Source organism: Mesorhizobium sp. CNPSo 4689 (assembly GCF_057784325.1).
The window spans coordinates 36,040-59,949 of record NZ_JBWLUZ010000013.1; the positions used below are offsets into that span (position 1 = coordinate 36,040).

A 23,910-nucleotide genomic window follows, 5' to 3' on the forward strand; every position below is an offset into this window, starting at 1 on the left:
CGACGTGGATGCACGAGCGGACGCGGGCGCTTTCAAGGTCTACTAGGACGCCGGCTCAGCACCGGGGCCCCGCCACCATCCGGGCAATCCGCGTCATGTCGGCGCTCATCTCGCGGTCGTCGTCGAGCGGGCTGACGAGCGCGCGCACGGCGGCAAAGGTGCGTTGCGGCCCTTGGCCCATGCTGTCGACGACGCCGCGCAGCTCCACCCCGGTCGCGGCAAAGATTAGCTCCATCGCAACGAGATAGCGCAGGCGCTCGATGATCTCGGCGGTCTTGGACACCACCCGCGGCGCCATCGACGACTGATCCTCGATGCCGTCCGAAACGGCGAGCGGGCTGAGCGACATCGGATTGGCCAGATGCCGGATCTCGGCTTCCAGGCCGGCGAGCGGTTTCTGCAATTCGGCATAGCCCTGGCGGCTGCCGCCCCTGGCCGACAGGAAGCGCGGCAGTTCCGCCACCGTCGGCGACATCAGCTTCATGCAGCGGTTGGCGGTGCCCACCGCGCAATGCGCGAGGGCCTGCCCGAGCTGTTCCCAGGTCAGCGTCAACGCCGTAAGGTCGAAATTGCCGTTCGAGATGATCCGTTCGGCAGCAGGCAGGATAACCGGGTTGTCGCCGGAATGAGTCAGCTCGATCTCCGTCGCCAGCCTTGCCTGTTCCAACGCGTAGAGCAGGCCGCCCCACACCTGGGGCACGCAGCGATAGCTGAGCGGGTCCTGGATGCGCCGCGCGGCGTTCTCCTTCCACAGCCCGCTTCCCTCGAGCTCCGCTCGCAGCCGCGCGCCGATCTCGCGCTGGCCGAACGCCGGTCGCGCCGACAGTGCGTCCTCGTCGATCGCGGTCAGCGACGAACGGAAGGCCTCGTAGTTGAGCGCCACCGCGGCCATCGACCAGTAGATGAGGTGCGCGACGTCTTCCAGGTAGAGGCAGGCCGTTCCGGTGGAAAGGCTGTTGGCGACGATGATGGCATGGCCGTCCTTCTCGCGCAGGTCGAGCGGCTCGAGCCCGGCAAGCGTCAGCGCCTCGGCAGACGGCATGACCCTGCCCTGGAACTCCGCCTCGCCATCGCCGCGCAGGGCCCTTGCCATATGGCCGAGAGGTGCAAGGTCCGCCGCCCCGATCGATCCCCAGGCGGGGATGACCGGATGGACACCGGCGTTCAGCGCCGCCACCAGGCCCATGACCACATGCTCGGAGGCCCCAGTGCCGCCCGCGGCCATGCCCGAAATGCGCGCCACGATCATTGCCCGCACCGCCTCGATCGGAAGAGCCGGTCCGATGCCCATGCTGTGGCTGAGCGGCACGCTATGCTGGAAGGCGATCAGATCGGCCTGCGCGAGCGGCGTATCGACACACGCGCCGAGGCCGGTGGTGACGCCGTATATTGGCTTGCCAAGTTGCGTGAGACGCTCGATGACGGCGCGGCTCGCGCGGATGCGGCGCATCGCCTCCTCGCCCAACACCAGGCGGGCGTTGCGACGTGCGATCTCGGCGACATCCGCCGCGCCGAACGGCTTGGCATCGAGCATTATCATTCTGAGCGTCATGCCCTGCATGTATCCTATGATTGATGTTCAGGAAAAGGGCGCGGTCGCCATATTCCATGGATGGCTTCTGCACCGGAAGGCTGTGAAATGCCTTGCGGCGGCGCAGGACGAGCGCAGCCGCAATCATGGCGATGGCCGATGCTCTCATTCTCGAGGATCAGCCTGCCATAGGCCTCATCGGCAGGTATAGCCGCCGTCGATGGGCAGCGAAATGCCAGTGATCATCGAGGCCGCGTCGCTGAGCAGGAACACGATCGGGCCGGCGATTTCGTCCTCCGTCGCCCACCGGCCGAGAGGCATCTGCTTGAGAAAAGGTTCGGCGACATGCGGCTGGCTCCAATGGCCGGACGAGATTGGCGTCATGACCACGGTTGGGTTCACGCTGTTGACGCGGATTGCGTATTTGCCCAGCTCCAGAGCCGAACAGCGCGTGATGTTTTCGAGCGCCGCCTTCGAGGAGCCATAGGAAATGTGCCCCTCGAGCGCGACAAGTGCTGCCTGACTGGAGACGTTGACGATCGCCCCGCCCTTGCCGATGCGGACCATTTGCTGCGTCGCATATTTGGTGACCAACAGCGCGCCACGCGCATTGATGGTGATGACTTTGTCGAAGATGGCGATGTCGGTGTCCATCGGCGTCGCGATCTCGCCGCCGAAACCGCCGCAATTGACCACACCCCAAAGGTCGAGGCCCTCGAGTGCATCGCGAACCTCGTCTTCCGAGGCGAGATCGAAGGTCACCGTGCGGCAGCCTGTCTCCTTGGCGATCGCATCGAGTGCTTCGCGCGAGCGTCCGGCGGCGATGACGTTGGCGTTTGCCCGCACCAGGTGACGCACGGTGGCGCCGCCGATACCGCCGCTGCCGCCCGTCACCAGGATATTTCTTCCCTGAAAATCCGTCATGGTTTCCTCTTCGTCCTTGTTTTTGCTTGTGCCGGGGCAATCCACGACGTCCGGTGTCCGACGCCCATCGATTGCCGAATTGCGTAATTCTCGTGGTCAGTTGACGCGTTCTCCGGGGGAGCGGGGGACGGGCTGCGCATGTGCCACGGTGGCGTCGGAAATTCTGTCCCCATCACCGTTGAAGAGGTGGCAAACGCGCGCCGGCAGCGAGATCGCGATGCGGTCGCCCGCCCTTGCGATCCGGCCATGGCTGTCGCGAATGACCAGGCTTTCCGCGCCCTCATTGGCATGTATGAAAGTGTCGCTGCCGAGGAGTTCGACCATCGAAGCCTGCACGACATGGGCATTGGCCTGTCCCTCCCCCGCAAGCACGATGTGTTCCGGCCGAATGCCAAGCGTGACGCTATCGCCAGGCTCGACATGCCGCTCGATCGCAATGTCCAGCGTCGGCCCCAGCGCAAGGGCGACGGTCGCGACCATGTCGCGAAGGGCGACCACCTTGCCATTCAGGAAATTCATCGCCGGCGAACCGATGAAGCCGGCAACGAACAAATTGGCTGGCCGGTGGTAAAGGTCGAGCGGTGTGCCGACCTGTTCGATGCGCCCGCTGTTCATGACCACGATGCGGTCGGCAAGCGTCATGGCCTCCACCTGGTCGTGGGTGACGTAGACCATGGTCGACGCCAGCTCTGCCTTCAGCCGTGCGATCTCCACGCGCATGCCGACGCGCAGCGCTGCATCGAGATTGGAGAGTGGCTCGTCGAGCAGGAAGAGTTTCGGCTTGCGCGTCATGGCGCGGCCGATCGCGACGCGCTGGCGCTGCCCGCCGGAAAGCTCTCGCGGCTTGCGCTTCAGATAGGAGCCGAGCCGCAATTTATCGGCTGCACGCCCCACGCGTTCGACGATCTCGGCGGCAGGCGTCCGGGCAATCTTCAGGCCGAAGCCGATGTTGCGATCGACATCCATATGCGGATAGAGCGCGTAGGACTGGAACACCATGGCCACGCCTCGTTCCGGTGGCTCGGCACCGCTCATATCGACGCCATCGACCAGGATGCGGCCGGAGCTGATTGGCTCGAGCCCGGCGATGATCCGAAGCAGTGTGGATTTGCCGCAGCCCGACGGTCCGACCAGCACGCAGAACTCGCCGTCCTCGATCGTCAGCGACAGTTCCGGGATGACCGTGGTATGGCCGAAGGCCTTGGTGATCTTGTCGATCGAGAGCGTCGCCATGGGCCTAGCCTTTCACCGCGCCGGCGAGCAGGCCGCGCACGAAGGCGCGCTGCACCAGCACATAGAGGAGGATGAGCGGAAGTGCGATCAGCGTCAGGATCGCGAACAGCGCACCGGGATTGGCCATGTAGAGGCCGGAATACTGCATCGGTACGATGGTGAGCGTCTTCATCTCGCTCTTGGTCAGCACGATGAGGGCGAGGAAGAACTCGTTCCACGTCACGATGAACTGCCAGATGGTGACGAAGACCAGGGCCGGCCGCACCAGCGGCAAGGCCACGTGCCAATAGGTCTGCCAGGCGTTGCAACCGTCGACCCGCGCCGCCTCGAAAAGCTCGCGCGGCGCATCCTCCATGAAGGACTTCAGGATGACCATGGCGAACGGCACGCCGAGCGCCGCATAGGGCAGGATCAGGCCGATATAGGTGTTCACCCAGCCGAAGTTTTTGAGCAGGATGGCTAGAGGCAGGACCATCGAGGCGAGCGGCACCATCAAGGTCGTCAGCAGGGTCGTATAGAGGAAGATCGAGCCCTTCAGCCTCAGGATCGCACAGGCGAAGGCAAAGAGCGAGGAGACCGCAACCACGATCGCCACCGTCGCAACGGTGATGATCAGGCTGTTGAGAAAAATGCCGCCCGGCGGATTGTCGCTGATCACGGTGACGAAATTGTCGAAGGTCACCGGCCAGGTGAAGAGCTGGGCGTCGAAGGCCTGCGCCGGGGTGCGCAGCCCGATCGACAGCATGTAGACCTGCGGGACCATCCAGAAGCCGAGCACGACGAAGAGAACGGCATGGATGACCACGCCGCGAATGCGGTTGCGGGTGAGGGGTGCCATCATGGCTCCTGCCTTCCGGCGGGCGACAGGCGCGCACCCAGCACCGCGATCTGGATCAATGACAGAACGAGCGCGATCACCAGCACGATGACGGAGAGGGCGGCGCCGCTGCCGGTGTCGCCCAGCACGAAGCTCTGCTTGAAGATGAAGGTGCCAAAGACCTCGCTTGCCCGGTTCGGGCCGCCGCCCGTCATCAAGTGCACGATCGGGAAGGTTTGCAGCGTGCCGATGACGCCGAGAAGCAAGAGCGATTTCGTTGCCGGCGCCAGCATCGGTACGATGATATGCACGGCAAGCCGCCAGCCTCTCGCGCCGTCGATGCGGGCGGCATCGAGCACTTCGTTGGGCAGGTTGGCGATACCGGCGATGTACATCAGCATCGAGAAGCCGGTCCATTGCCAGATGTTGACGACGATCAGCGCATAGATCGCGGTCTTCGGGTCGCCGATCGGCGATGTCATCATGACGATGCCGACATGCTTCAGGTACTCCTGGGCGATGCCATAGTAGGGCGCGTAGATCTGCACCCACACCAGGCTGATGACCGAGACCGAGGTCACCACCGGCAGGAAGAACATGGTGCGGAAGAAGCCGCGCAGCGCATGGGTGTGGCGCTCGATGAAATAGGCGAGCAGCCCGCCGATCAGCATCTGCACCGGTATGGTGATGAGCCCCCACAGGACCATGTTGCGCACCACGGTCCAGAAGGTCGGGTCGGTAAGGACGCTCGCGTAGTTGGCAAGCCCGGCGAAAACCGGTCCGCGATCCACCGTGCCGGTATAGAAGCTTTGCCCCGCTACCCAGAGAATTGGATAGGCGATGAAAACGACGAAGAGGAGCGTCGCCGGCAGAGCGAAAAGATAGAGCCTCGAAGCTCTCGATGCCGATCGCCGCTTGACCGCCGCTGTGACGGATCCGGCTCGCATGGCTTCTGCGCTCATAATGCTCGCCATCTTACACTGAAAAGGGGCCGGGCACTGAAAAAGGGCCGGGCGCGTCTCCGCGCCCGGCAGTTCGTCTTGGGCTATTTCGCTGCAAGAGCCTTCTCGTTCGCCGCCTGAACGGTGGCGAGTGCCGCTTCCGGCTCGATGCTGCCGGCAGCGACGCCGGCAAGCGCATTGTCGAGCGCCTCGGCGACGGCCGGTGAGGCAAAGCGCTGGTTTTCCGCCTTGGGCAGGTCCGCCATGAAGCGGGCCGACATCTCCTTGACATGGTCGGTGATGTCGCCCTTGGGAGAATTGCCCTCGAAGGCCGGAAGGTCGTTGAGGTCGTTCAGCGCTTCCTGCAGGCCGACGCCGTTGGTGAGTTCCGCAAGGAAGGTCCAGGCTTCGGGGTTCTTGCCACCGTTCTTGGTCAGGCCGTAGCCGATGTCGATGCCGCCGACAGGCGGGCTGGCGGTATTGCCGTCCTTGACGGGGGGCAGGTAGAAGAAATCGAAGCCGTCCATGTTCTGGACGAATTCGGACAGTGGCGGCGGGAATTTGCTTTCCTGCATCCACCAAGAGCCGAGCGCCATCATGCCGACCTTGCCCTGTGCAAACAGCTGCGCGCCGGTCGGATAGGCATGGGCGCCGAGCGCGCCCTGTTGGAAGATGCCGTCGTCGAAGAGGCCTTTCCAGGCCTTCATGGCCGCGACAAGTTCCGGCGCCGTCCAGGGCGATTCCCCAGCCTGGGCTTTGTCGACAATGCCCGGCGAGAACTGGTTGGCGAGCATGAGGAAGACGTTCTCGTTCTGCCAGCCGTCGGCCGCGCCCTGGAACATCGGTATATAGCCGTTATCGGTCAGTGCCTTGGCCGCCGCCTTCAGCTCGTCATAGGTCTTTGGCGCCGAAAGATTGAGCTTCTCGAATATCTTGCGGTTGTACCAGATGCACAGGACCTGGGATTCCTGGGGGATGATGTAATAGTTTTCGTCGCCCTTCGGATTGCCCATCAGCATCTGCTTGCGGTTGACGGGGAAGACCTTCTCCGCCCATTTGTCGCCCCACTGCTTGGCGGCGCGTTCGTTCACCGCTTCGAGATTTTCGCGATACTGCTGGGTGAGCGAACCCGGCTGCAGGCCGATCACGTCGGGCAGGCTCCCCGAGGCCGCCGCCGCCTTGAGCGCGGTGATGTATTCGGGCGAGTAGTTGTAATAGGTGTATTTGACCTTGATGTCCGGATGGGCCTTCTCGAAGGCGGCAATCGACTTGTCCATCGTGCTCTGGACGAACCAGGACCAGACAGTGACCTCTTTCTGCTCGGCATTCGCCGAGGCAGCGGAAAGAGCGGCGGCGAGGATCGTCGTCGCAAGAAACAGCATTTTCCTCATCATATTCCTCCCTTTTTCTCCCACGTAATGCGCGTCGCGAGCCTCCTACTCGCGGGCGCAGCGACCCATTGAAGGGTCACTTTCAAAGCGTGGCGGCTCCTGCCGCCATCGCTGGGCGTGACGGCCTCTGGCCGCCATCGCTGGACGTGACGGCCCCTGGCCGCCATCGCTGGGCGTGACGGCTCCTGCCGTCATCGCTACCCGACTCAGGCGGCCTTGGCGGCCGCGACCGTCAACACCTCTTCGGTGATCACCCGGTCGTCCGCGAGCGAGCGGTTCGCCGACAGCCCGAGCTTCTGCAATTCTCCATGATAGGCGCGCACCGCTTCCTCCGGGCCGATCGTGCCGTCGGCGACCGCCCGCATCAGAACGATGAGGTGAAGCGGCGCCTCGGCGAGGTTGATCTTGCGGCCGAAGAGAGCAAGCCGGGCGCCGTAGCGCTCCGACTGGGCGACGAGCTCGAACGTGTCGCGCGTGGTGCCGGCGCCGCCGCCAAGCACGCCGACGATCAGCTCGGAGTCGAAATTGACGAGCTCCTCCAGCGCCTTCGGCCCGTTGTAGGGCGTCTTCAGGAACAGCGGCCGCTCGGCCTTAGGCACGCTCGCCAGCGACTTGATGATGTGGTCGTTGACGAACTCGCCGATCTGCTCACGGTTGAGGCCGATGTCGACGCTCGGATTGAAGACCTCGTAGAAGTATTTGAAATTGGTGCGGGCCGCCTCGGCGCGGAATTCGGCGAAGGCGTTCAGCGTGCGGATGTCGAGTTCGAGATCGTTGCTGAAGGAAACCGAATAGAGGGCGAGGTCCGTGCCGCGCGCCGGATAGCCGGCGATGGCGCGCGACAGATTGGTGTCGCGGAAGGGCACGGACGGCTTCTGCGTGTAGGTGCCGTGGCGCACGGCGCCCCAGCACATCGTTTCCAGATTGCCGCGGATCGCCGGCTTCATTTCGCTGCCGAAGAAGGCGCCGCGCTCGTCGAGAAGGTCGAGGTTGGACTGCGACACCAGCATGAGGTCGACGATGTCCTGTTTGATGATTGCCTCGATCTGGGCGATGAATTCCTGGCGGCTGCGACGGCGCGGCGGCTTGACCGAATAGTCGAAGCCCGTGGCGGTCACGCCGGCGCCGACATCGCTGTCCTTGGCATCGGCAATGATAAAATCGGTCGGCTTGTAGAAGCCCGCGCGGATGTTCGCCAGCTTCCTGTCGAGTCTCGTAACCATGGGTGTTCCTCGGTAGAAATGTTTGTACGGGTCCGCTGCCGGGGCTCTTCCTTCGCCGTTCCAGGCTCGTTGTTATATGCAGATATTTCTCATAATCTGTCAATAGCTATCTAATTCTTTCTAATTCCGCATCGATGCGAGCTGAATGGCGGTTCAGTGCCCCAGTCTTGCGTCATTCGCTACGGGCTAGAGGTTACTTAACAGTATGTTTTTGCGATATAAAATTTTGATTGCTCCAGCAAAATGAAGAAATTTGAGCATTTGCACAAAATCTTTTGCTGCAATGCCCAAAAGCAAGGTTCGCAGCGTCACATTTACGCAATTTTGGCGCGAGGCGGCAAAATTCACATTGACGATTTGGAAGATAATGATAGCAATTGGCAGCGTCGCCAGGTGAGGAGGGGCGCGGCCATGAGCGATGGTTTCGCGGCATCGTGCGCAGAGCGCTATTCCGCCCTGATCGATCCACGGTCCGGCCCGCTTGGCACGGACGCCCTTTCGTCGGCGGGCCTTTTCCTGTGCGGCATCAGCGCATGCATCGATGCGCGGATCGAGATGCACGACATGCAGCCGCTTCTGGACGCACCCGCCGGCAGCCCCGCGGCGCAACTTGCCGATCTTCTTCTTTCCCGTGCCGCGCGCGGCGTAGGCGGCGAGGTACGGTTCGACTGGCCGCAAGGCCCGGCATGGCTACGCGAACGGCTGCCGCTGCGCTATGCGCTGGGCGGAACCGGTCCTCAGGCGGCCTGGGTGCTCGGACAACTTGGTGTCCGCTCGCTGGTCGCCCTCGAGGATCGTTATGCGGCAATGCTGCGCAAGATCCCGGCCGGCGTTCTGCTGGCGGAAGGGGGCACGCTCAGGACGGCGGACGCGGTATCGGCCGCTGGCCCGCACATCCCCGAAATCTTCATCTTCGAATTCACGGCCGGCCGCGCGATCGGCGCCGTCGTGCCGACCCGTTCCTCGCGTGTCATCATCCGCTTCCGCGATCGCGGCATTCAGCGTGACAAGGATTTCGAGACCATGTCGCGGCGGCTGGCGCCGTCGGCCGCAGCCGGGCTTCTTTCGGGACTGAACGACGAGGCGGTGGAGAATGTCGGCGCCGCCAGCCGGCACGTCTTCGCGCTCAGCCGCGACTGGAAGGCAGCCGGCCTCAGGACGATCCATTTCGAGCTGGCGGGCTATGCGACGCAGCAGGCAGTCGAGGAGCTGTTTTCCCACGCAAGCGGCGCGATCACCTCGCTCGGCATGAGCCATTCCGAACTGCTCGCCATGAACCCGTCCGCCCATCATCCGATGGAGGCTCTCGTGGCGCTCGGCGAGCGGCTCGATCTCGAGCGGGTCTGCGTGCATGCCGACACATGGGCCGCCGCCGTGACCCTGAACGATCCGAAGGAAGAGGAACGCGCGCTGATGGCAGGCTGCGCGATCGCCAGCGCCAGGGCAGCGAATGGAGAACCCGCACGAACCATCGCGATCGCGCCGACGGCCGAGTTCCATCCGCTTCCCTTCCAGACGCCGGTCCGAAAGGGGCGCTGGACCTTCGTTGCCTGTGCGTCTCCCTATGTGGAGAAGCCGGTGACGACGCTCGGTCTGGGCGACAGCTTTACCGCCGGCTGCCTGCTCATTCTCGGACGCAACCGCCACGCCGACGCCGGTCCCACCCTCCAACACGACTGAAGGACAAATTCCATGTTTCTCGAACGGTTCCGCCTCGACGGCAAAACGGCCTTCATCACCGGCGGTGGCCGCGGCATCGGCCTGTCGACGGCCGAAGCGCTCGCCGAGGCCGGCGCTCGGGTCATCATATCGGACATGGATCCGCAGGTGCTGGAGGCAGGACGCGACGAGCTGAAGCGGAAGGGCCACGACGTCGAGGCGCTACAGCTCGACGTGACCGATTCGAAGTCCGTCGCCGCGGCCGCGCGATCCGCCAACGAGCGTCACGCGGTCGATATCCTCATCGCCAATGCCGGCATTGCCTGGCCCGACACCGGCGGCGAGGAGATGAGCGACGAGGTATGGCTTAAAGTGGTCGACGTCGACCTGAACGGCGCCTATTGGTCCTGCCGGGAATTCGCCAGACCCATGCTCGAGCGTGGCCATGGCTCGATCGTCACGCTTGGCTCCATGTCCGGGCTGATCTCCAACAAGCCGCAACGCCAGGTGCACTACAATTCGGCGAAGGCGGCCGTCCACCACATGACACGCTGCCTTGCCGGAGAATGGGCCGACCGCGGCGTCAGGGTAAACTGCGTGGCGCCGACCTATGTCGATACGGTCATGTCGCGCGGCGGCTTCACCGACGACAAACTGATGCCGGTGTGGATGGAGATGACGCCGATGAAGCGCGTCGCGCGTCCGGACGAGGTTGCCGCGCCCATCCTCTTCCTCGCCTCGGATGCCGCGAGCGCCATGACCGGCGCGGTCGTGGTTGTGGATTGCGGTTATACGATTTGGTAGAGATTGAACGATTTGGCATGGAATCTGTCGGCCCCGCTGTCGGGCCGCCAAGCGGGTGAAGCATGGAGTCTCCGAGCAAACGCGTCGATATCGTTCCCGCCAAGCGGCAGGCTCTTATCCTGGAGCACCTGCGCGTCAGCGGTGCGGCCAGCATCCAGGAACTCGCCGACACGATCGGCGGGTCGCAATCGACGGTGCGGCGCGATCTCGAGCACCTGGTGGAAAAAGGTTATCTCGAGCGCACCCATGGCGGGGCGCATTTGCTGCAGCCGATGCGCGCCACCTTCGAACGCGAGATGACCGTCAATGCCGAGCTGCAGCACGCCGAGAAGGTTGCGATCGGCCGCGAGGCCGCGCAGCGGCTCAGCGCCCGCGACAGCGTCATCTTCGACAGTTCCTCGACCGTCATGGAGGTGGTGCGCGCCGCCGCCGAGCGCGATCTGCCGCTGACCGTGGTGACGAACAGTCTCGAGATCGCCGATTTCGCCGCCGACATCAAATCCTGGCGCATCATCCTGCCGGGCGGCACCGTCCGTCCCGGCTACCGGCACCTTGCCGGCGAGCCGGGCGAGAGCTTCATCAAGACGCTGCATGCCGACCTCTGCATGACCGGTGCTTCGGCCGTGACCGGCACGCTGCTGACGGAAACGTCGCTGGAGGTGGCGTCGCTCAAGCGCGCTATGATCTCGTCCGCTCGCAAGACGATCCTGCTCGTCGACAGCTCGAAGTTCACCGCGCCTGGTTTCTGTACGCTTTCGGATATTTCCGAGATCGACGAGGTGATCACCGACGAGGGCATCTCCCAAGACGCACTTTCGTCCTTGCGTGCCGCCGAGCGCAAAGTGACGGTGGTTAGCGCCAGCGGCTTGCCGGGTTCAAATCGTTCCAGATTGTGATGCCGCCACGCGCGAACCTGCGCCAATCACGTCGCCTTGCCGACCGCCGCGTCCAGCTCCATCTCGCCTTCTGAAATATCGTCGAACGAAGCATAGTTCATGTTGTAGAGGCGGGCGTAGAGGCCCTTTCTTTCCATCAATTGCTCGTGGTTGCCGCTTTCGACGATCTCGCCGTTCTGCAGGACGATGATGCGGTCGGCGCCGCGGATGGTCGCCAGCCGGTGGGCGATGACCAGCCCGGTGCGGCCTTCGAGCAGCTTTACCAGCGCCTTCTGGATCAGCATCTCGGTGTAGGAATCGATGCTGGCCGTGGCCTCGTCGAGCACAAGGATCTTGGCATCGGCCACCAGCGCCCGCGCAAAGCTGATCAGCTGGCGCTGGCCGAGCGAGAGGTTGCCGCCGCGCTGCTCGAGCTCGGTGTCGTAGCCGTCAGGCAGGTGCTCGATGAAGTCGTGCGCGCCGACGGCTTGGGCGGCGCGCACCACCTCTTCGCGGGTCGCGTCGGTCTTGTGATAGCGGATGTTCTCCAGCACCGAGCCGGAGAACAGGAACGGCTCCTGCAGCACCATCGCCACCTGCTCGCCGAGCGAATCCTGCGTTAGCTCGCGGACATCATGCCCGCCGACCAGGACCTGACCCGACCAGACATCGTAGAAGCGATGCACCAGCGCCATGGAGCTGGATTTGCCTGATCCGGTCGGGCCGACAAGTGCTACGGTCTCGTCCGGATTGACGCGGAAGGAAACGTTCTTCAGCACCGGCAGGTTCTGCCTATAGCCGAAGGTGACGTTCCTGAACTCGACCGAGCCGTCCATGTCGCGCGACAGCTTGACCGCTCCGTCCTTGTCGCTGACGTCAACCGGCACGTCGAGCACTTCGGAGATGCGCTGGCCGGAGGCCATGGCGCGCTGCATGACGCTGTACTGCATGGTGAGCGAGCGGATCGGGTCGAAGAAGCGCTGGATGTAGAACAGGAACGCCACCATGATGCCGACATCGAGGCTGTGCGAGAGCACCATCGTGCCGCCGACGACGATGACCGTCGCCATGGCAATGCCGGTCAGCGTGTCGACGATCGGCACCATCACCTGCGCATATTTCGCCGAGCGAAGATGGGCACGGAGATTGGCCAGCACCTTCTCGTCATAGAGGTCGAAATTGACATGCTGGCGTTCGAGGCTCTGCACCGTGCGGACGCCATGGATGCCTTCGGCCAGCGCCCCGTTGGCGATGGAATTGGTCTCGTGCGCCGCCATGAAGGCGACCTTGGCGCGCGGCAGCCAGAACAGGCGCACGATGAACAGCACCGGCATGGTCGACAGCGTCAGCAGCCCGAGCCGGAAATCCAGCCAAAGCAGCACGCTGACGATGCCGAACAACAGCACGATGTCGCCCACCGACATCACCGACGTCTCGAGGAATTCCTGCATCGAATTGACGTCGCCCTGCAGGCGCGACATCAGCCGCCCGACCTCGGTCTTGTCCATGAAGCTCAGCGAGACCCGCTGCAAATGGCTGAACATGGCGCGCCGCAGGTCGGACAGCACATTTTCGGCCACCTTGCCGACGACGCTCTCCTGCACATAGCTGGCGGCATAGTTGATGAGGATGATGACCGCGAAGGCGCCGGTCGCAGAGATCATCACCGAGCGGTCGAGCCTGCCCGCCGTCATGCCATGGTCGATGGCGTAGCGGATGACCAGCGGGATCGCCAGCTGCGTCAGCGTGAACACCAGCACCGCGGCGACCGAGATGAAAATCCGGCACTGATAGGGTTTTACGAAGCTCCAGATGCGCCGCACGATGCGCGGATCGTAGGCCTTGCCGAAAACCTCTTCCTCGTCGCGGTGCGAGCCGACGACAGCCTTTGTCGGCCGCCCGCTGGTGTCTTCCTTCTCGTCGTCGTTCTGTGTCGACATCAGGCGGCTCCCATGGCCGCGGGCCGGTCGTCGTCCGGCCGCAGCTGCAGGTCGTAGAGCGCACGGTAGCGTCCGCAGAGCGCCAGCAGTTCCTCATGCGTGCCGCGCTCGACGATGTGGCCGCCTTCGACGAACAGGATCTGGTCGGCATGCATCAGCGAGTTCAGCCGGTGCGAGATGATGAGCGTGACCCGATCCTTGGCGAAGCGCTTCATCGCCGCCCGGATGCGCTGCTCGGTGCCGGCGTCGATGGCTGCGGTGGAATCGTCGAAGACCAGCACCGATGGCCGCAGCATCAGGCTGCGCGCGATGGTCAGGCGCTGCCGCTGGCCGCCGGAAAGCGACGCGCCGCGTTCGCCAACGACCGTGGTGTAGCCCGCCGGAAGCCCGATGATGTAGTTGTGCAGCTGGGCGTATTCGGCGGCCTGCCCGATGCGGGTCTCGCGCGCCCACGGATTGCCATAGGCGATGTTGTTCTCGATCGAGGTGGTGAACAGGAATGCGTCCTGTTGCACGACGCCGACGGCCTTGCGCAGCGATTGCAGCGTGACCTTGCTGATGTCCTGGCCGTCGATGGTGATGGTGCCTGAAGTCACGTCGTAGAAGCGCGGGATCAGATGCGCGATGGTCGACTTGCCGCTGCCGGGCGGGCCGACGATGCCGATGGTCTCGCCGGACCTGGCCTCGAAGGAGATGCCGGACAGGGTCGGGCGGCTAGCGCCCGCGTAGCGGAAGCCGACATTGTCGAAGCGCAGCATTCCGTGGCTGACGACGAGGTCCTTGGCATCAGGTGCGTCCTCGATATCGAGTTCGGCATCGAGCAGTTGGAACAGCCGCGTGCCGCAGGTCGAGGCACGGGCGAACGAGTTGACCATCAGGCCGAGCTGGCGCACCGGCATCTGCAGGATGGTCATGAAGGTGAGGAACTGGGCCAGCGTGCCGACGCTGATCTGGCCTGCAATCACCTTCTGGCCGCCGAACCACAGCACCAGGCCCATGGCGGCCAGGAACGAGAAATTCATGGCGCTGGTGTTGCTGACGCGGATGTCGACGCGCTCGGTGGCGAGGTCCAGCGCATCCTGCTTGGCGCGGTCGAACTTTTGCAACTCATGCCGTTGCGCCGCGAAGGCACGCACGACACGGATGCCGCCGAGGTTCTCGTCCATCACCCGGCTCAGCACCGACAGCCGCTGCTGCAAAGTGAGCCAGGTGCTGCGCAACGCCAGCTGGGTGACCGAGGATCGCCAGGCGACGAACGGCACGAAGCTCAGGCTGAGCAGCCCGAGCACGAGATCGGTGCTGATCAGCAGATAGGCGCCGACGCCGATCAGCACGCCGAGCAGCACCACGCGCAGGATGCCGGTGGAAAAGAACATGCGCACGCCGTCGAGATCGAGCAGGCCGAGCGTGATCAGATCGCCGGTGTGGACCCGGTCGTGGAAGGAAAAGCTCAGGCGCTGGATCTTCTCGTAGAATGCCAGGCGCAGTTCATAGCCGGTCTGATGGCCGACAGCCTCGCCATAGTAGTTCTGCGCAATGGTGAAGAGGCCGCGCAGGATGCTGACGACGAGCAGCGTCAGCGCCGTATTCCACAGCGCATTCCCTGCCGCGGTGCCGGCACCCGCGGCCATCACACCCTGCGCCTGATCGATGGCGCGTCCCAGCAGGCGCGGGATGAAAAGCTGCAGCGTCGCGGCGATGAAGGTCGAGACGATGGTGATCGCGACCTGCCAGGGATGGCGCAGCGTCATGCGCACGATGCGGAGCAGGGTGCTAAGACCCTTGCCCCACGAGGCTTCCGCCACATGGGCAAACGATTTGCCGCGCTCCGGCGCGCCGCCGATGGCTTGCGTATTCAAGGAAAGTATCCAAACCAATCCGAGCATTAGCCCGGACGAATGAAGCAGACTCAATTAGATAGCGGGATGTTACGCTTGCCCGACTTGACCGTTCAAGTGCCAATGGCGGCATCGCACTGTGCCTGTGATCGCTGATGCAGCATCGAGCCGACCGCGAAGGAATTTCGGGGCCGCCGTCCTACCAGCATGTAAAGCCGGCATCGACAGGCACGACGGCGCCGGTCATCAGGCTGGCTGCGGCGGAGGCGAGGAACAGCACGGCGCTGGCGACTTCATGCGCCTGTCCCATTCTCCCCATCGGCGTGTCTCGCAGCCAGGCCTCGATCCGCGTCTTGTTTTCAGGGATCGCCAGAACCATCGGCGTCTCGATGTAGGTGGGCGCGACCGCGTTGACGCGCACGCCATGCGGCGCCCATTCGGCGGCGATCGAGCGGGTCAAATGATGGACGGCCGCTTTCGAGACGTTGTAGGGTGTCTGCGGCTGCGGCCGATTGCAGATCGTGCCGGACATCGATCCGAGATTGACGATCGAGCCATGCCGGGCGGTGATCATGTGCCTGCCGAACGCGCGGCAGCACCGGAAGACGCCGTTGATGTTGACGTCCATCATCCGCAGCCACAATTCGTCGTCCACATCCTCCAGTGAAATGCCGCTGCTGCCGATGCCGGCATTGTTGACGAGGATCGAAGCCGGCGTTCCTCGGGCAGCCAGCATGTCGGCAATCTCGGTCACTCTCGCAGACGATGTCACGTCGCCGATCACCAGTTCGGCCTCGTGACCTTTCGCGATCAACTCATCCGTTCCGGCGCTGCCGACCTGCTCGTCCGGTTCGATGATCACCAGGGAAGCGCCGGCCTCGCCAAGCGCATCCGCGCAGGCAAGGCCAATACCGCGGCCACCGCCGGTCACCACGGCGACCTCGTTGTCCACCCTGAAACGAGCCTGGTACATGGTCCTCCTCCCTAATTCCGATGCCGACTTGCCGTGCTGTCAGATATCGAAGTTGGCCGGCAGGATGACGACGTCCCGGATCGTTACCGTGCGCGATCGCGTCAGCATGAAAACAAGGACCTCGGCGACTTCCTTCGGGTCAAAGAGAGTCCCCGCGGCTATCGCCCGGTCGAGGTTCTCCTTCGGCCAGTCTTCGACGAGGGGCGTCAGCACCGGCCCGGGGGCGATCGCGCCGACACGGATGCCGTGCTTCGCGACCTGCCGCCTCAGCGCGTGGACGAACGCCTGAACGGCGTGCTTGGAAGCAGTGTAGATCGGCTCCCACGGCACGGCCGTGTGGCCGGCTACGGAGCTGGTGACGACGATGTCTCCCGTGCCGCGTTCGATCATGTGCGGCAGGACCGCGTGAACCGTTCGGAATACAGCATTGACGTTCAGGTTCAGCATCCGGTCGAAGGCGTCCGGATCGCCATCCGTAAAATCGCCGCCGATATAGGCGCCGGCATTGGCATGGAAGGCATCGAGTTGGCCGGCGTTGTCCAGAATGGCCGGCATCATGCCCGCCACGCTTTTTGGGTCGGTGAGATTGACCACCAGCGGGATCGCGTTCGCGCCCAGTTCCGACGCCAGGTTCTTCAACCGATCCTCGGCATAGTCGACAAGAACGACGCGTGCCCCCGAAGAAAGACAGGCCTTGGCGCAGGCCAGGCCGATCCCGGACGCCGCACCGGTGATTGCTATGACTTTTCCCGACAGATCCTGACCCATCTCAATCCTCCAGTTTACGTGCTTGGCCGCGCGCGGCCGTGTCCAGACTTGTGCTGTTTTTCGGGGTCACGGCGATGAACTCGTCAAGCTGTTTGCGTGACGCAGCACCTTCCATCGGACCCTGCATGGTGACGTTGCGAGCGCCCGCAGCATTGGCATACTCAAGCGCCTTGAACGCAGGCATGCCGAGGCGACGGCAAGCGACGTAGGCGCCGCCGAAACAGTCACCGGCGCCCGTCGGATCCACCTCGGCAACCTTGAACGCCGGACAGTCAATCCGCGTGCCGTCGGCGCCGAAAAATCTGGATCCGTGTTCGCCGCGCTTGAGAGCAATCTCCGTTACGCCACGGGCAAAGAGCGCAGTGACCGCGGCGGTTTCGCCTTCGACACCGGCCGCCACGAACAATTCGTCTCCGGAAGGCAGGAGAAGGTCGGCGAAATCGATGAGCTTGGCGAAGCGCTCCCGCGTTTGTCCGTGCCCGAGCAACTCCTTGCGCAGATTGGGGTCGAGGGAAACGGATCCGCCGCGCTGCTTGATGACACCGATGGCATGATCCATCATCTCCCAGACACCCGGGATGGCAAAAGCGGTACCCATGACGTGCAGGTGTCCGGCTCGCGCGAACAGCGCCTTCGCCTCAGCCGTCAGGCTGACTAGTGCGGCCGCGGATTTTCCGATGTTGTAGACGAAGTCGCGCGAGCCGTCGTCGCGATAGCGAACGAACGCGCTTCCGGTCGGATAGTCGGGGCTAACCGAGATGGCCGATATGTCGGCTCCGTCGGACCGGAGCCGTTCGATGTTGATGCGGCCGAAATCATCGTCGCCGACCGAGGCGACAATTGCCGCCGAGCCGCCGATCTTGGCGCACTGATCGATGAAGATCGCCGGCGCGCCGCTGGGGTAGGGGCCGATGAGCTCGATCGGTTCGAGGAAACCGTCGCCACGGCTTTTCGCCATGATCTCCACCAGGATCTCGCCGATGACGACCGTCGGCCCGAGTGCGTCCGCAGCGAGCTTGGTCTGACTTGAAATCGCATCTGCGGGCATTGCATGGGCTCGGCTGTTGGGTACTTTCGAGATCGGAGACGCACCTGCCGCAGGTCTCGCGGCGCGCTCGCTGATCCTGGCAGCGAACAGCGGCCTGAGATGGTCACGATCGGGAATGCGCTGTTATTCCTCCAAAGGCACACTATGGGCATTTGTATGCTTATGCAACATATTAACCGGATTGGCGCCGTTGGTAAGTCGCGGCAAAAAGGCTCCCGCGCACTATCTCCCTTCGTCTGCCTCCGGCTCTTCGAATTCCGCCGTATCGTCGGCGAAACGCTGGCTCTCCAGAGACAGATAACGCTGGTGCAGCATGCAGGCCGCACCGAAAGCGGAACCGACAGTTCCTTCATCGTTCACTGTAATCGATGGGAAGGGGAAACTGGATTCCTGTATGGCGTGGATGTGGGCGGCCACCCTGGCGGCCATCAGCGGATAGAGCGCGGCGACCGAACCGCCCAGCACGATCCGGTCGGCGTCGATGATCCGGCAGGCCTGCACAAGCCCTGTTGCCAAGGCCTTTGCCCAATGCTCGGCGATAGAGACGGCGCTGGGCAGGCGATCCTGGACATCGGCAAGGAAGTTGCCGAATGCCGGATGGCTGATGGCGGAGGCCTTGCGGTATTCGCCCATGATGGTTTCAAGGCCGATCAGCTGTTCCAGATTGCGGCGCGGACCCGGCGCGTCGCTGATGATCAGGTGCCCGATCTCGCCCGCCAGCCCGTTGGCGCCGCGAAAAAGATTGCCGTCGATGATGATGCCGCCGCCGACGCCGCTCTCCATCACGAGAAACAGCGTTACGCCTGAATGCGCCTCGCTGCGCCCGTAGGTCGCGCCGATGGCGAATGCGTTGGCATCGTTCTCGGCAAGTACCGGAACGCGCAGCGGCAGCACGTCTCGTACCAGCTCGGCGAGATGAACGTTTCGCCAGCCGAGAAGCGGCGCCAGCCGGACCAGTCCGTGCTTGTCCATCTGCGCCGGCGTCGAGACGCCAAAGCCTTCGCATCGCTCCAGTTTCGACGCCGGAATGGATTGGAGGGCCAGGCTTACCGCGCGATCGACCGCGGCCTCGACGCTGATCGACGGTCCGTCAAACGGTTCCACATTCGTCGAGACGATGTTGGTTCCGAGATCGATCTCGACCGTGCTGATATGTTCGACGCCGATCTCCACCCCAAGGAAGAATATGGCATCCGGCACCAGTTCCAGCATGATGCCGGGGCGGCCGACCCGGGCATAACCCGGTTGTTCGGGCGGATCCTCAATGGCTTCGCGCACCAGGCCGTCAGCCGTCAGGCTGGCGATGATATGCCCCGACGAAGAGCGGTTAAGGCGCAATTTGCGTGCGAGTTCGGCTCGGCTAAGTCGTCCAAACTGGTGAAGGGCTCTCAGAGCCGCCACTTCATTGCTTTGTCGAATTCTGCGATGCGAACTGGCGGTCAACGCCGGGTCATTCACGTAGGTCTCTCCAGGCTACCTGCGATCCGCCAACTGCAAGCGATCGCAGGCCCTCATTTGGTACACGCCGCTCAAACATGCGGCAACTGGGACGGGTTTTCGAAAACACGACCCACCAGGCGTCGTCTCGTGGAGGCTGCCCATGTGCGGCCTATGGGCGGGCGTTCGTCGTTCGCCGGCGAACCGCCTCTTGCATTTTCAGGTCGATGAAGGCCTTGGCGTGCTTTGCCAGCGGCATGTTCTTGGTCCAGGTATCGCGCCAGATCGCGCATGCCAGCGAAAGACCTTCGTCGACCACGGCGCTGGAGAACGATTCGAAGGTAATGTCGCGCTCGTAGCCGATATCGAGCAAGGCATCGAAGATGCGATCGAAATCGATCACCCCGTCGCCGAGGTAGCCGCGATTGCTTTCGCCGATGTGGAAATAGCCGATCTTGTCGCCGGCCAGACGAATGGCCGCCGCCGGGTTCGCTTCCTCGATGTTCATATGAAACGTGTCGAGATGGAGCCTGACGTGATCGGAGCCGGTCGCCTTGATGAAGTCGAGGCCTTGAGCCGCCGTGTTCAGGAGGTTCGTCTCGAACCTGTTGACGACCTCAAGGACAAGATCGACGCCGGCCGTCTTTGCCGCTTCGGCCGTCCGCGCAATGGCTGCAATGCTGTTCTTGCGGCCGCGATCGCTTGGCATGGTCGAATATTTCGTGTGCGCGGAATAGAGAATGCCGCCAAGCTTGGTGCCGCCGATATCTCGAACGGCCGCGACCGCGCCCGCAAGCAAGTCCTCGCCTGCCTTGACGACGGCAGCATCCTCGCTCGACACGTCGGCGCCTGGCGGAAGGCCCATCGTGACGGCGATTTCGAGGCCCAGCGCCTCAGCCTTGCTGGCGAGGCGGTCGAGGTCGAATTTTTCGGGTCGCAGATACGCGAACTCGATCAGCTGATAGCCACAGGCGGCAGAATTTTCCATCGCCTCCTCGAGCATGGCCTGAGTGCCGCCGCCGGTCCAAACGAATGAATGAATGCCCAATCTGCGCATGTGCAGCTCCTCCACGACACGATCTATGTTGCATAGCACAACAAAATATCCAAACCAGGTTCATGTCAAGAGTCATACGAAGCGCGTAATGGTGCCGCCTGTTTCCGCTTTTCGTGCAAAAATGATTGACAGCTCAACGGAAAGCTCTAATTTGTCTCATTAAGCAACATATAAGTCTGGCAAAAACACCAGACGCATTGGAGGAGGATCTCGAGCCGGCGCCTTGAGTGCGCGGTACCTTGTGTCATGTTTTCGCCGGATGGCATCGTTCACTGTATTTGTTCGGCGACCCCGTGCGCACTGAACGGCCTGCAATGCCTGTGAGGATTGGTCACCGTCCGGTCAACGACGGTTTTCGATAAGCCCCGGCAAGTAGGCGAAGGAGGCGTCGGCCTGCCGCCGAGGGAGGGGCCCTTGCCGAAGGGCTAGAGCAATTCCAGGAAAAGTGCGCAGCGGTTTTCCGTCCGGAATTGTGTAAAAACAAATACTTAGATCGGGGCAGCGATTATAAAAAGCTGAACCGCTCTAGGGAGACCGCGGATCAAGCGGTCGTTGCGTTACAGGGAAGGAGCCACTCAATGAAGCCCGCTCTGAAGATCGTTCCGGACTTCGAAATGGTCATATGTCCGCCGGCGGAATCGTTCCGCTGGAACATGCATGACTATCCGTTCTTCAAAGCCAAGTGGCATTATCATCCGGAATACGAACTGCACCTGACGCGAACGACCTCGGGCGTCATGATGGTGGGAGATCATATCGGGGAATTCGCACCAGGCTGCCTGGTCCTGACCGGGCCGAACGTCCCGCACAATTGGGTCAGCGATATTGAACCCGGGAAGACAATTCGCAATCGCGACATGCTGATCCAGTTCAGCCGCGAATGGGCCGATCGGGTCACCGGCTTCTGTCCTGAGCTCGGAACCATCCGGCCGCTCTACGACGACGCCGTCTACGGAGTGGAGTTTCGCGGGGCCACCGCCCTCGCCGGGCAGCGGCTGCTCGCACAGATCGGCGCTGCCCAGGGTGCCGAGCGTGTGGTGCTCTTTCTGCAATTGATGATCACGCTGGCCCGCGATCCCGGCGACCGCCGCAGGCTCTCGCGGCTGGCGCCTACCTCCGCGCAGGCGGAATTGCCGCCGGAACTCGACGTGGCAATGCGCTATGTTCTGGACCACTATAGCGACGATATCGACCTGCCGTTCGTTGCAAGGCTCTGCGGGCTGGAACCGCAAGCATTTTCACGTTTCTTCAAGCGGCAGACAGGTCACACCTTTGCCCGTTACGTCATCCTTGCGCGCATATATGCAGCCTGCTCGCTGCTGACGCAGACTTATCGGCCGATCACCGACATCTGCTTCGAAGTCGGGTTCAACAACGTCGCCAATTTCAACAGGCAGTTCTTCAAGATCTGCGGGCGCACGCCGTCGGATTACCGGCGCAATGCCCACAAGATCGGGACCGAGGCGCGCGCCGATCCGTTCAGGGAGATCCGCGCCTGGTCAGGCGGCGCGCGGGCAGTCGGCGAAAAAGTATAGATCGCCTGCAAACCACGCGTGGCACGGGGAAGTGTCCCCGCACTAAGTTCATCGGAATGCCCGGAGGCCGCAGGCAGAACAAATTCTCGAGCGCAGGAGGATCCGTGTCGCTGAGCTTTCATCTCAGGCACCGGTCGGGGAGGATGTCTTTGCGGGAACCACAGCCGCCGTTTCGTTGGACGTGGATTTGCCTCCCAGGGCCGGCACCCGGGGAGCTCTCTTTTCCGGGTGCCACTTTTCCAGCAGGACGGACCGGCGCGCATCGGCCTGAAACGGGTTTCAGCCATGTCCGGGTGGCCAGGAGGTGCCGTTCCTGAGGGGGGGGGTGGAACGCGGCGATCGCAGAATGGATGACTGACAGTCAATGTTTTGTTGGAGGAGTGAAAAATGAAACATGAACTCAGAATGGGCCTTGCCGCATTGGCGGTCGGCCTGATGACCAGCGTGATGCCCGCCAAAGCCGATTTCTGGTCGGACGCCGGTGCGAAATACAAGGGTGTTACGCTGCACGGCGTGACCGAAAGCACGCCGCCTTCGAACTACATCAAGGACGTTCTTGCCCCCGCCTTCGAGAAGGCGACCGGCATCAAGGTGGAAATCGAGACCACCTCCTGGGACCAGATGTACGACAAGGCGATCAAGGACATGGAAGCCAAGACCGGCATCTATGACATGGTCTATATCGAGCAGGACATCATCTACGCCTATCTCGCCCGCGACTTCCTGGTCGACATCACGAAATCCCTGAAGGACGACCCGTCGCTGAAAGCGCCGGAGTACGACGAAACGCACTTCACGACATTTGCGAACTATTTCAAGAATGCTGACGGCGATCTTTTCGGCATTCCGATGGAAGCCTTCATCAAGCTCTATCTGTACCGGACCGATCTGTTCAACGATCCGGCGATCAAGGAAGCCTTCAAGAAGGAGACCGGCAAGGACCTGGTGCCGGCCAAGACTCATGAGGAATACACGCAGATCGCGGAGTTCTTCACCAAATGGGGCAAGGACCACAATCTGGAACTGTGGGGCACCACGGCACAGGCGCATACCGGCCACCCTGCGTCATGGTATGAGTTCTTCGAGTCCATCGCGCCCACTTTCGGTGTCTACAACTGGGGCATCGACGCGTCGAAAAACTACTCGGCATCGGTCGCCAATGGCGGCACGATGAACAGCGACAAGGCCAAGGCCGCGCTCAAATACTGGCTGCATCTGCGCGACATCGCTCCGCCGGAATCTCCGGCAAGCACGTGGACCGAAGTCGGCACCACCTTCGCGGCGGGCCGCGCGGCACAGGGCCTGGTCTACGGCGAGAACGCGGCATGGATCGCTGCCGACGCGGAAAAGTCGAAGGTCGTGGGCAATGTCGGCGTCGCCCTGCCGCCGCTGGCACCCGGCGTCATGGAGGATGCGGAAGCCGGCAAGGGTTATATCGGCTACTATGACGGTGGCGCTTTCGGTCTTCCGGTAACCTCGAAGAACAAGGAAGCCGCGCTGCTGTTCCTGCAGTATATCGGCCAGGACTCGGTCCAGGGCGATTGGGCGGTGGCAGCACCCCGCATCACCAACACGGCAACCTACGACGATCCGAAAGTCATCGAGATGGATAAGAAGCTCAACGGCTACTACACCATGCTCAAGAACGACGGAAAGCTGTTTGCCGGCGCACCGCCCTATCCGTTCCATGCGCAGGTGCGTGAAGCCACGGCGCCGATCTTCTACAAGATCCTGTTGGGCGAGGTCTCATCCGACGATGGGCTCGACCAGATGGCTGCTGCCGCCGAGGCGGAACTGAAGAACCTCGGCTACCGCAAGTAGCTTCGCGAACCAAAAATTCGGGCCGCCGTGAAGCGGCGGCCCGAATACATTTTCGCCGCCGCAAGAATGTCGCGGACAATGCGCCGGCCTGGGGA

At 62.9% G+C, this 23,910-nt stretch carries 20 protein-coding genes; 5 read left to right on the plus strand and 15 right to left on the minus strand.

Translation table 11 applies throughout. The annotated features are described in order from the left end of the window. Nucleotides 1–55: 55 nt before the first annotated feature. The 8 genes from AC04SI_RS18295 to AC04SI_RS18330 form a co-directional block, all read right to left on the minus strand. Nucleotides 56–1,552, minus strand: coding sequence for an HAL/PAL/TAL family ammonia-lyase (locus tag AC04SI_RS18295; protein ID WP_488474612.1), 1,497 nt, complete (start codon nucleotides 1,550–1,552; stop codon nucleotides 56–58). Nucleotides 1,553–1,726: 174 nt separating this feature from the next. Beyond that, on the minus strand, nucleotides 1,727–2,455 hold the full coding sequence (locus AC04SI_RS18300) for an SDR family oxidoreductase (protein WP_404281665.1): 729 nt from the start codon (nucleotides 2,453–2,455) through the stop codon (nucleotides 1,727–1,729). A gap of 96 nt (nucleotides 2,456–2,551) precedes the next feature. Continuing rightward, nucleotides 2,552–3,688 carry an ABC transporter ATP-binding protein gene (locus AC04SI_RS18305; protein WP_404281667.1) on the minus strand — a complete coding sequence of 379 codons (1,137 nt, stop codon included), beginning with the start codon at nucleotides 3,686–3,688 and terminating at the stop codon, nucleotides 2,552–2,554. Nucleotides 3,689–3,692: 4 nt separating this feature from the next. Next, nucleotides 3,693–4,526: a carbohydrate ABC transporter permease gene (locus AC04SI_RS18310; protein ID WP_404281669.1), complete on the minus strand. Its 834-nt coding sequence runs from the start codon at nucleotides 4,524–4,526 to the stop codon at nucleotides 3,693–3,695. Next, entirely contained in the window at nucleotides 4,526–5,467 is a 942-nt protein-coding gene (locus AC04SI_RS18315) for a carbohydrate ABC transporter permease (protein WP_404281671.1), read from the minus strand. The genes AC04SI_RS18310 and AC04SI_RS18315 overlap by 1 nt, the downstream gene beginning before the upstream one ends. An 83-nt stretch (nucleotides 5,468–5,550) precedes the next feature. Continuing rightward, the gene (locus AC04SI_RS18320) at nucleotides 5,551–6,837 is read right to left on the minus strand and encodes an ABC transporter substrate-binding protein (protein ID WP_404281673.1); all 1,287 of its coding nucleotides are present in this window, start codon (nucleotides 6,835–6,837) and stop codon (nucleotides 5,551–5,553) included. A 206-nt stretch (nucleotides 6,838–7,043) separates the two neighbouring features. After that, nucleotides 7,044–8,060: a hypothetical protein gene (locus tag AC04SI_RS18325; protein ID WP_404281674.1), complete on the minus strand. Its 1,017-nt coding sequence runs from the start codon at nucleotides 8,058–8,060 to the stop codon at nucleotides 7,044–7,046. A 186-nt stretch (nucleotides 8,061–8,246) separates the two neighbouring features. Beyond that, complete coding sequence (locus AC04SI_RS18330; protein WP_404281676.1) at nucleotides 8,247–8,621, minus strand: hypothetical protein; 375 nt, start codon at nucleotides 8,619–8,621, stop codon at nucleotides 8,247–8,249. A gap of 3 nt (nucleotides 8,622–8,624) precedes the next feature. On the opposite strand from AC04SI_RS18330, the gene AC04SI_RS18335 reads away from it, so the two are divergent. The 3 genes from AC04SI_RS18335 to AC04SI_RS18345 all read left to right on the plus strand — a co-directional run bounded on the left by AC04SI_RS18335 (nucleotide 8,625) and on the right by AC04SI_RS18345 (nucleotide 11,419). Beyond that, nucleotides 8,625–9,740 (plus strand): ADP-dependent glucokinase/phosphofructokinase, encoded by a 1,116-nt coding sequence (locus tag AC04SI_RS18335; RefSeq protein ID WP_404281678.1) that lies wholly within the window; start codon nucleotides 8,625–8,627, stop codon nucleotides 9,738–9,740. 12 nt (nucleotides 9,741–9,752) lie between these two features. Further along, the gene (locus tag AC04SI_RS18340) at nucleotides 9,753–10,523 is read left to right on the plus strand and encodes an SDR family NAD(P)-dependent oxidoreductase (RefSeq protein WP_404281680.1); all 771 of its coding nucleotides are present in this window, start codon (nucleotides 9,753–9,755) and stop codon (nucleotides 10,521–10,523) included. A gap of 62 nt (nucleotides 10,524–10,585) precedes the next feature. Beyond that, a complete protein-coding gene (locus AC04SI_RS18345; protein WP_404281682.1) occupies nucleotides 10,586–11,419 on the plus strand; it encodes a DeoR/GlpR family DNA-binding transcription regulator in 834 nt (277 codons plus the stop codon). 26 nt (nucleotides 11,420–11,445) lie between these two features. Here AC04SI_RS18345 and AC04SI_RS18350 read toward each other — a convergent pair whose 3' ends face one another. The 7 genes from AC04SI_RS18350 to AC04SI_RS18380 all read right to left on the minus strand — a co-directional run bounded on the left by AC04SI_RS18350 (nucleotide 11,446) and on the right by AC04SI_RS18380 (nucleotide 20,459). Beyond that, on the minus strand, nucleotides 11,446–13,338 hold the full coding sequence (locus AC04SI_RS18350) for an ABC transporter ATP-binding protein (RefSeq protein ID WP_488474613.1): 1,893 nt from the start codon (nucleotides 13,336–13,338) through the stop codon (nucleotides 11,446–11,448). Further along, complete coding sequence (locus AC04SI_RS18355) at nucleotides 13,338–15,224, minus strand: ABC transporter ATP-binding protein (protein ID WP_488474614.1); 1,887 nt, start codon at nucleotides 15,222–15,224, stop codon at nucleotides 13,338–13,340. Before AC04SI_RS18355 ends, AC04SI_RS18350 begins: the two co-directional genes overlap by 1 nt. 151 nt (nucleotides 15,225–15,375) lie before the next feature. Further along, the gene (locus AC04SI_RS18360) at nucleotides 15,376–16,149 is read right to left on the minus strand and encodes an SDR family NAD(P)-dependent oxidoreductase (protein ID WP_404281688.1); all 774 of its coding nucleotides are present in this window, start codon (nucleotides 16,147–16,149) and stop codon (nucleotides 15,376–15,378) included. Nucleotides 16,150–16,188: 39 nt separating this feature from the next. Continuing rightward, a complete protein-coding gene (locus tag AC04SI_RS18365; protein WP_404281690.1) occupies nucleotides 16,189–16,917 on the minus strand; it encodes an SDR family oxidoreductase in 729 nt (242 codons plus the stop codon). 1 nt (nucleotide 16,918) lies between these two features. After that, entirely contained in the window at nucleotides 16,919–17,965 is a 1,047-nt protein-coding gene (locus AC04SI_RS18370) for a tagatose kinase (RefSeq protein ID WP_404281692.1), read from the minus strand. A 222-nt stretch (nucleotides 17,966–18,187) separates the two neighbouring features. Then, entirely contained in the window at nucleotides 18,188–19,423 is a 1,236-nt protein-coding gene (locus AC04SI_RS18375) for an ROK family transcriptional regulator (protein WP_404281694.1), read from the minus strand. Nucleotides 19,424–19,574: 151 nt separating this feature from the next. Further along, complete coding sequence (locus tag AC04SI_RS18380; RefSeq protein ID WP_404281696.1) at nucleotides 19,575–20,459, minus strand: sugar phosphate isomerase/epimerase family protein; 885 nt, start codon at nucleotides 20,457–20,459, stop codon at nucleotides 19,575–19,577. Nucleotides 20,460–21,112: 653 nt separating this feature from the next. Here AC04SI_RS18380 and AC04SI_RS18385 point away from each other — a divergent pair. Beyond that, complete coding sequence (locus tag AC04SI_RS18385; protein ID WP_488474615.1) at nucleotides 21,113–21,994, plus strand: helix-turn-helix domain-containing protein; 882 nt, start codon at nucleotides 21,113–21,115, stop codon at nucleotides 21,992–21,994. Nucleotides 21,995–22,399: 405 nt separating this feature from the next. After that, complete coding sequence (locus AC04SI_RS18390; RefSeq protein ID WP_244425997.1) at nucleotides 22,400–23,815, plus strand: extracellular solute-binding protein; 1,416 nt, start codon at nucleotides 22,400–22,402, stop codon at nucleotides 23,813–23,815. The last annotated feature ends 95 nt before the right edge of the window (nucleotides 23,816–23,910 follow it).

Excerpts from the sequence above, each read along its gene's own strand:
- AC04SI_RS18295 (WP_488474612.1), bottom strand. The coding sequence starts at position 1,552 with ATGACGCTCAGAATGATAATGCTCGATGCCAAGCCGTTCGGCGCGGCG.
- AC04SI_RS18300 (WP_404281665.1), bottom strand. The coding sequence starts at position 2,455 with ATGACGGATTTTCAGGGAAGAAATATCCTGGTGACGGGCGGCAGCGGC.
- AC04SI_RS18305 (WP_404281667.1), bottom strand. The coding sequence starts at position 3,688 with ATGGCGACGCTCTCGATCGACAAGATCACCAAGGCCTTCGGCCATACC.
- AC04SI_RS18310 (WP_404281669.1), bottom strand. The coding sequence starts at position 4,526 with ATGGCACCCCTCACCCGCAACCGCATTCGCGGCGTGGTCATCCATGCC.
- AC04SI_RS18315 (WP_404281671.1), bottom strand. The coding sequence starts at position 5,467 with ATGAGCGCAGAAGCCATGCGAGCCGGATCCGTCACAGCGGCGGTCAAG.
- AC04SI_RS18320 (WP_404281673.1), bottom strand. The coding sequence starts at position 6,837 with ATGAGGAAAATGCTGTTTCTTGCGACGACGATCCTCGCCGCCGCTCTT.
- AC04SI_RS18325 (WP_404281674.1), bottom strand. The coding sequence starts at position 8,060 with ATGGTTACGAGACTCGACAGGAAGCTGGCGAACATCCGCGCGGGCTTC.
- AC04SI_RS18335 (WP_404281678.1), top strand. The coding sequence starts at position 8,625 with ATGCAGCCGCTTCTGGACGCACCCGCCGGCAGCCCCGCGGCGCAACTT.
- AC04SI_RS18340 (WP_404281680.1), top strand. The coding sequence starts at position 9,753 with ATGTTTCTCGAACGGTTCCGCCTCGACGGCAAAACGGCCTTCATCACC.
- AC04SI_RS18345 (WP_404281682.1), top strand. The coding sequence starts at position 10,586 with ATGGAGTCTCCGAGCAAACGCGTCGATATCGTTCCCGCCAAGCGGCAG.
- AC04SI_RS18350 (WP_488474613.1), bottom strand. The coding sequence starts at position 13,338 with ATGTCGACACAGAACGACGACGAGAAGGAAGACACCAGCGGGCGGCCG.
- AC04SI_RS18355 (WP_488474614.1), bottom strand. The coding sequence starts at position 15,224 with ATGCTCGGATTGGTTTGGATACTTTCCTTGAATACGCAAGCCATCGGC.
- AC04SI_RS18360 (WP_404281688.1), bottom strand. The coding sequence starts at position 16,149 with ATGTACCAGGCTCGTTTCAGGGTGGACAACGAGGTCGCCGTGGTGACC.
- AC04SI_RS18365 (WP_404281690.1), bottom strand. The coding sequence starts at position 16,917 with ATGGGTCAGGATCTGTCGGGAAAAGTCATAGCAATCACCGGTGCGGCG.
- AC04SI_RS18370 (WP_404281692.1), bottom strand. The coding sequence starts at position 17,965 with ATGCCCGCAGATGCGATTTCAAGTCAGACCAAGCTCGCTGCGGACGCA.
- AC04SI_RS18380 (WP_404281696.1), bottom strand. The coding sequence starts at position 20,459 with ATGCGCAGATTGGGCATTCATTCATTCGTTTGGACCGGCGGCGGCACT.
- AC04SI_RS18385 (WP_488474615.1), top strand. The coding sequence starts at position 21,113 with ATGCATGACTATCCGTTCTTCAAAGCCAAGTGGCATTATCATCCGGAA.
- AC04SI_RS18390 (WP_244425997.1), top strand. The coding sequence starts at position 22,400 with ATGGGCCTTGCCGCATTGGCGGTCGGCCTGATGACCAGCGTGATGCCC.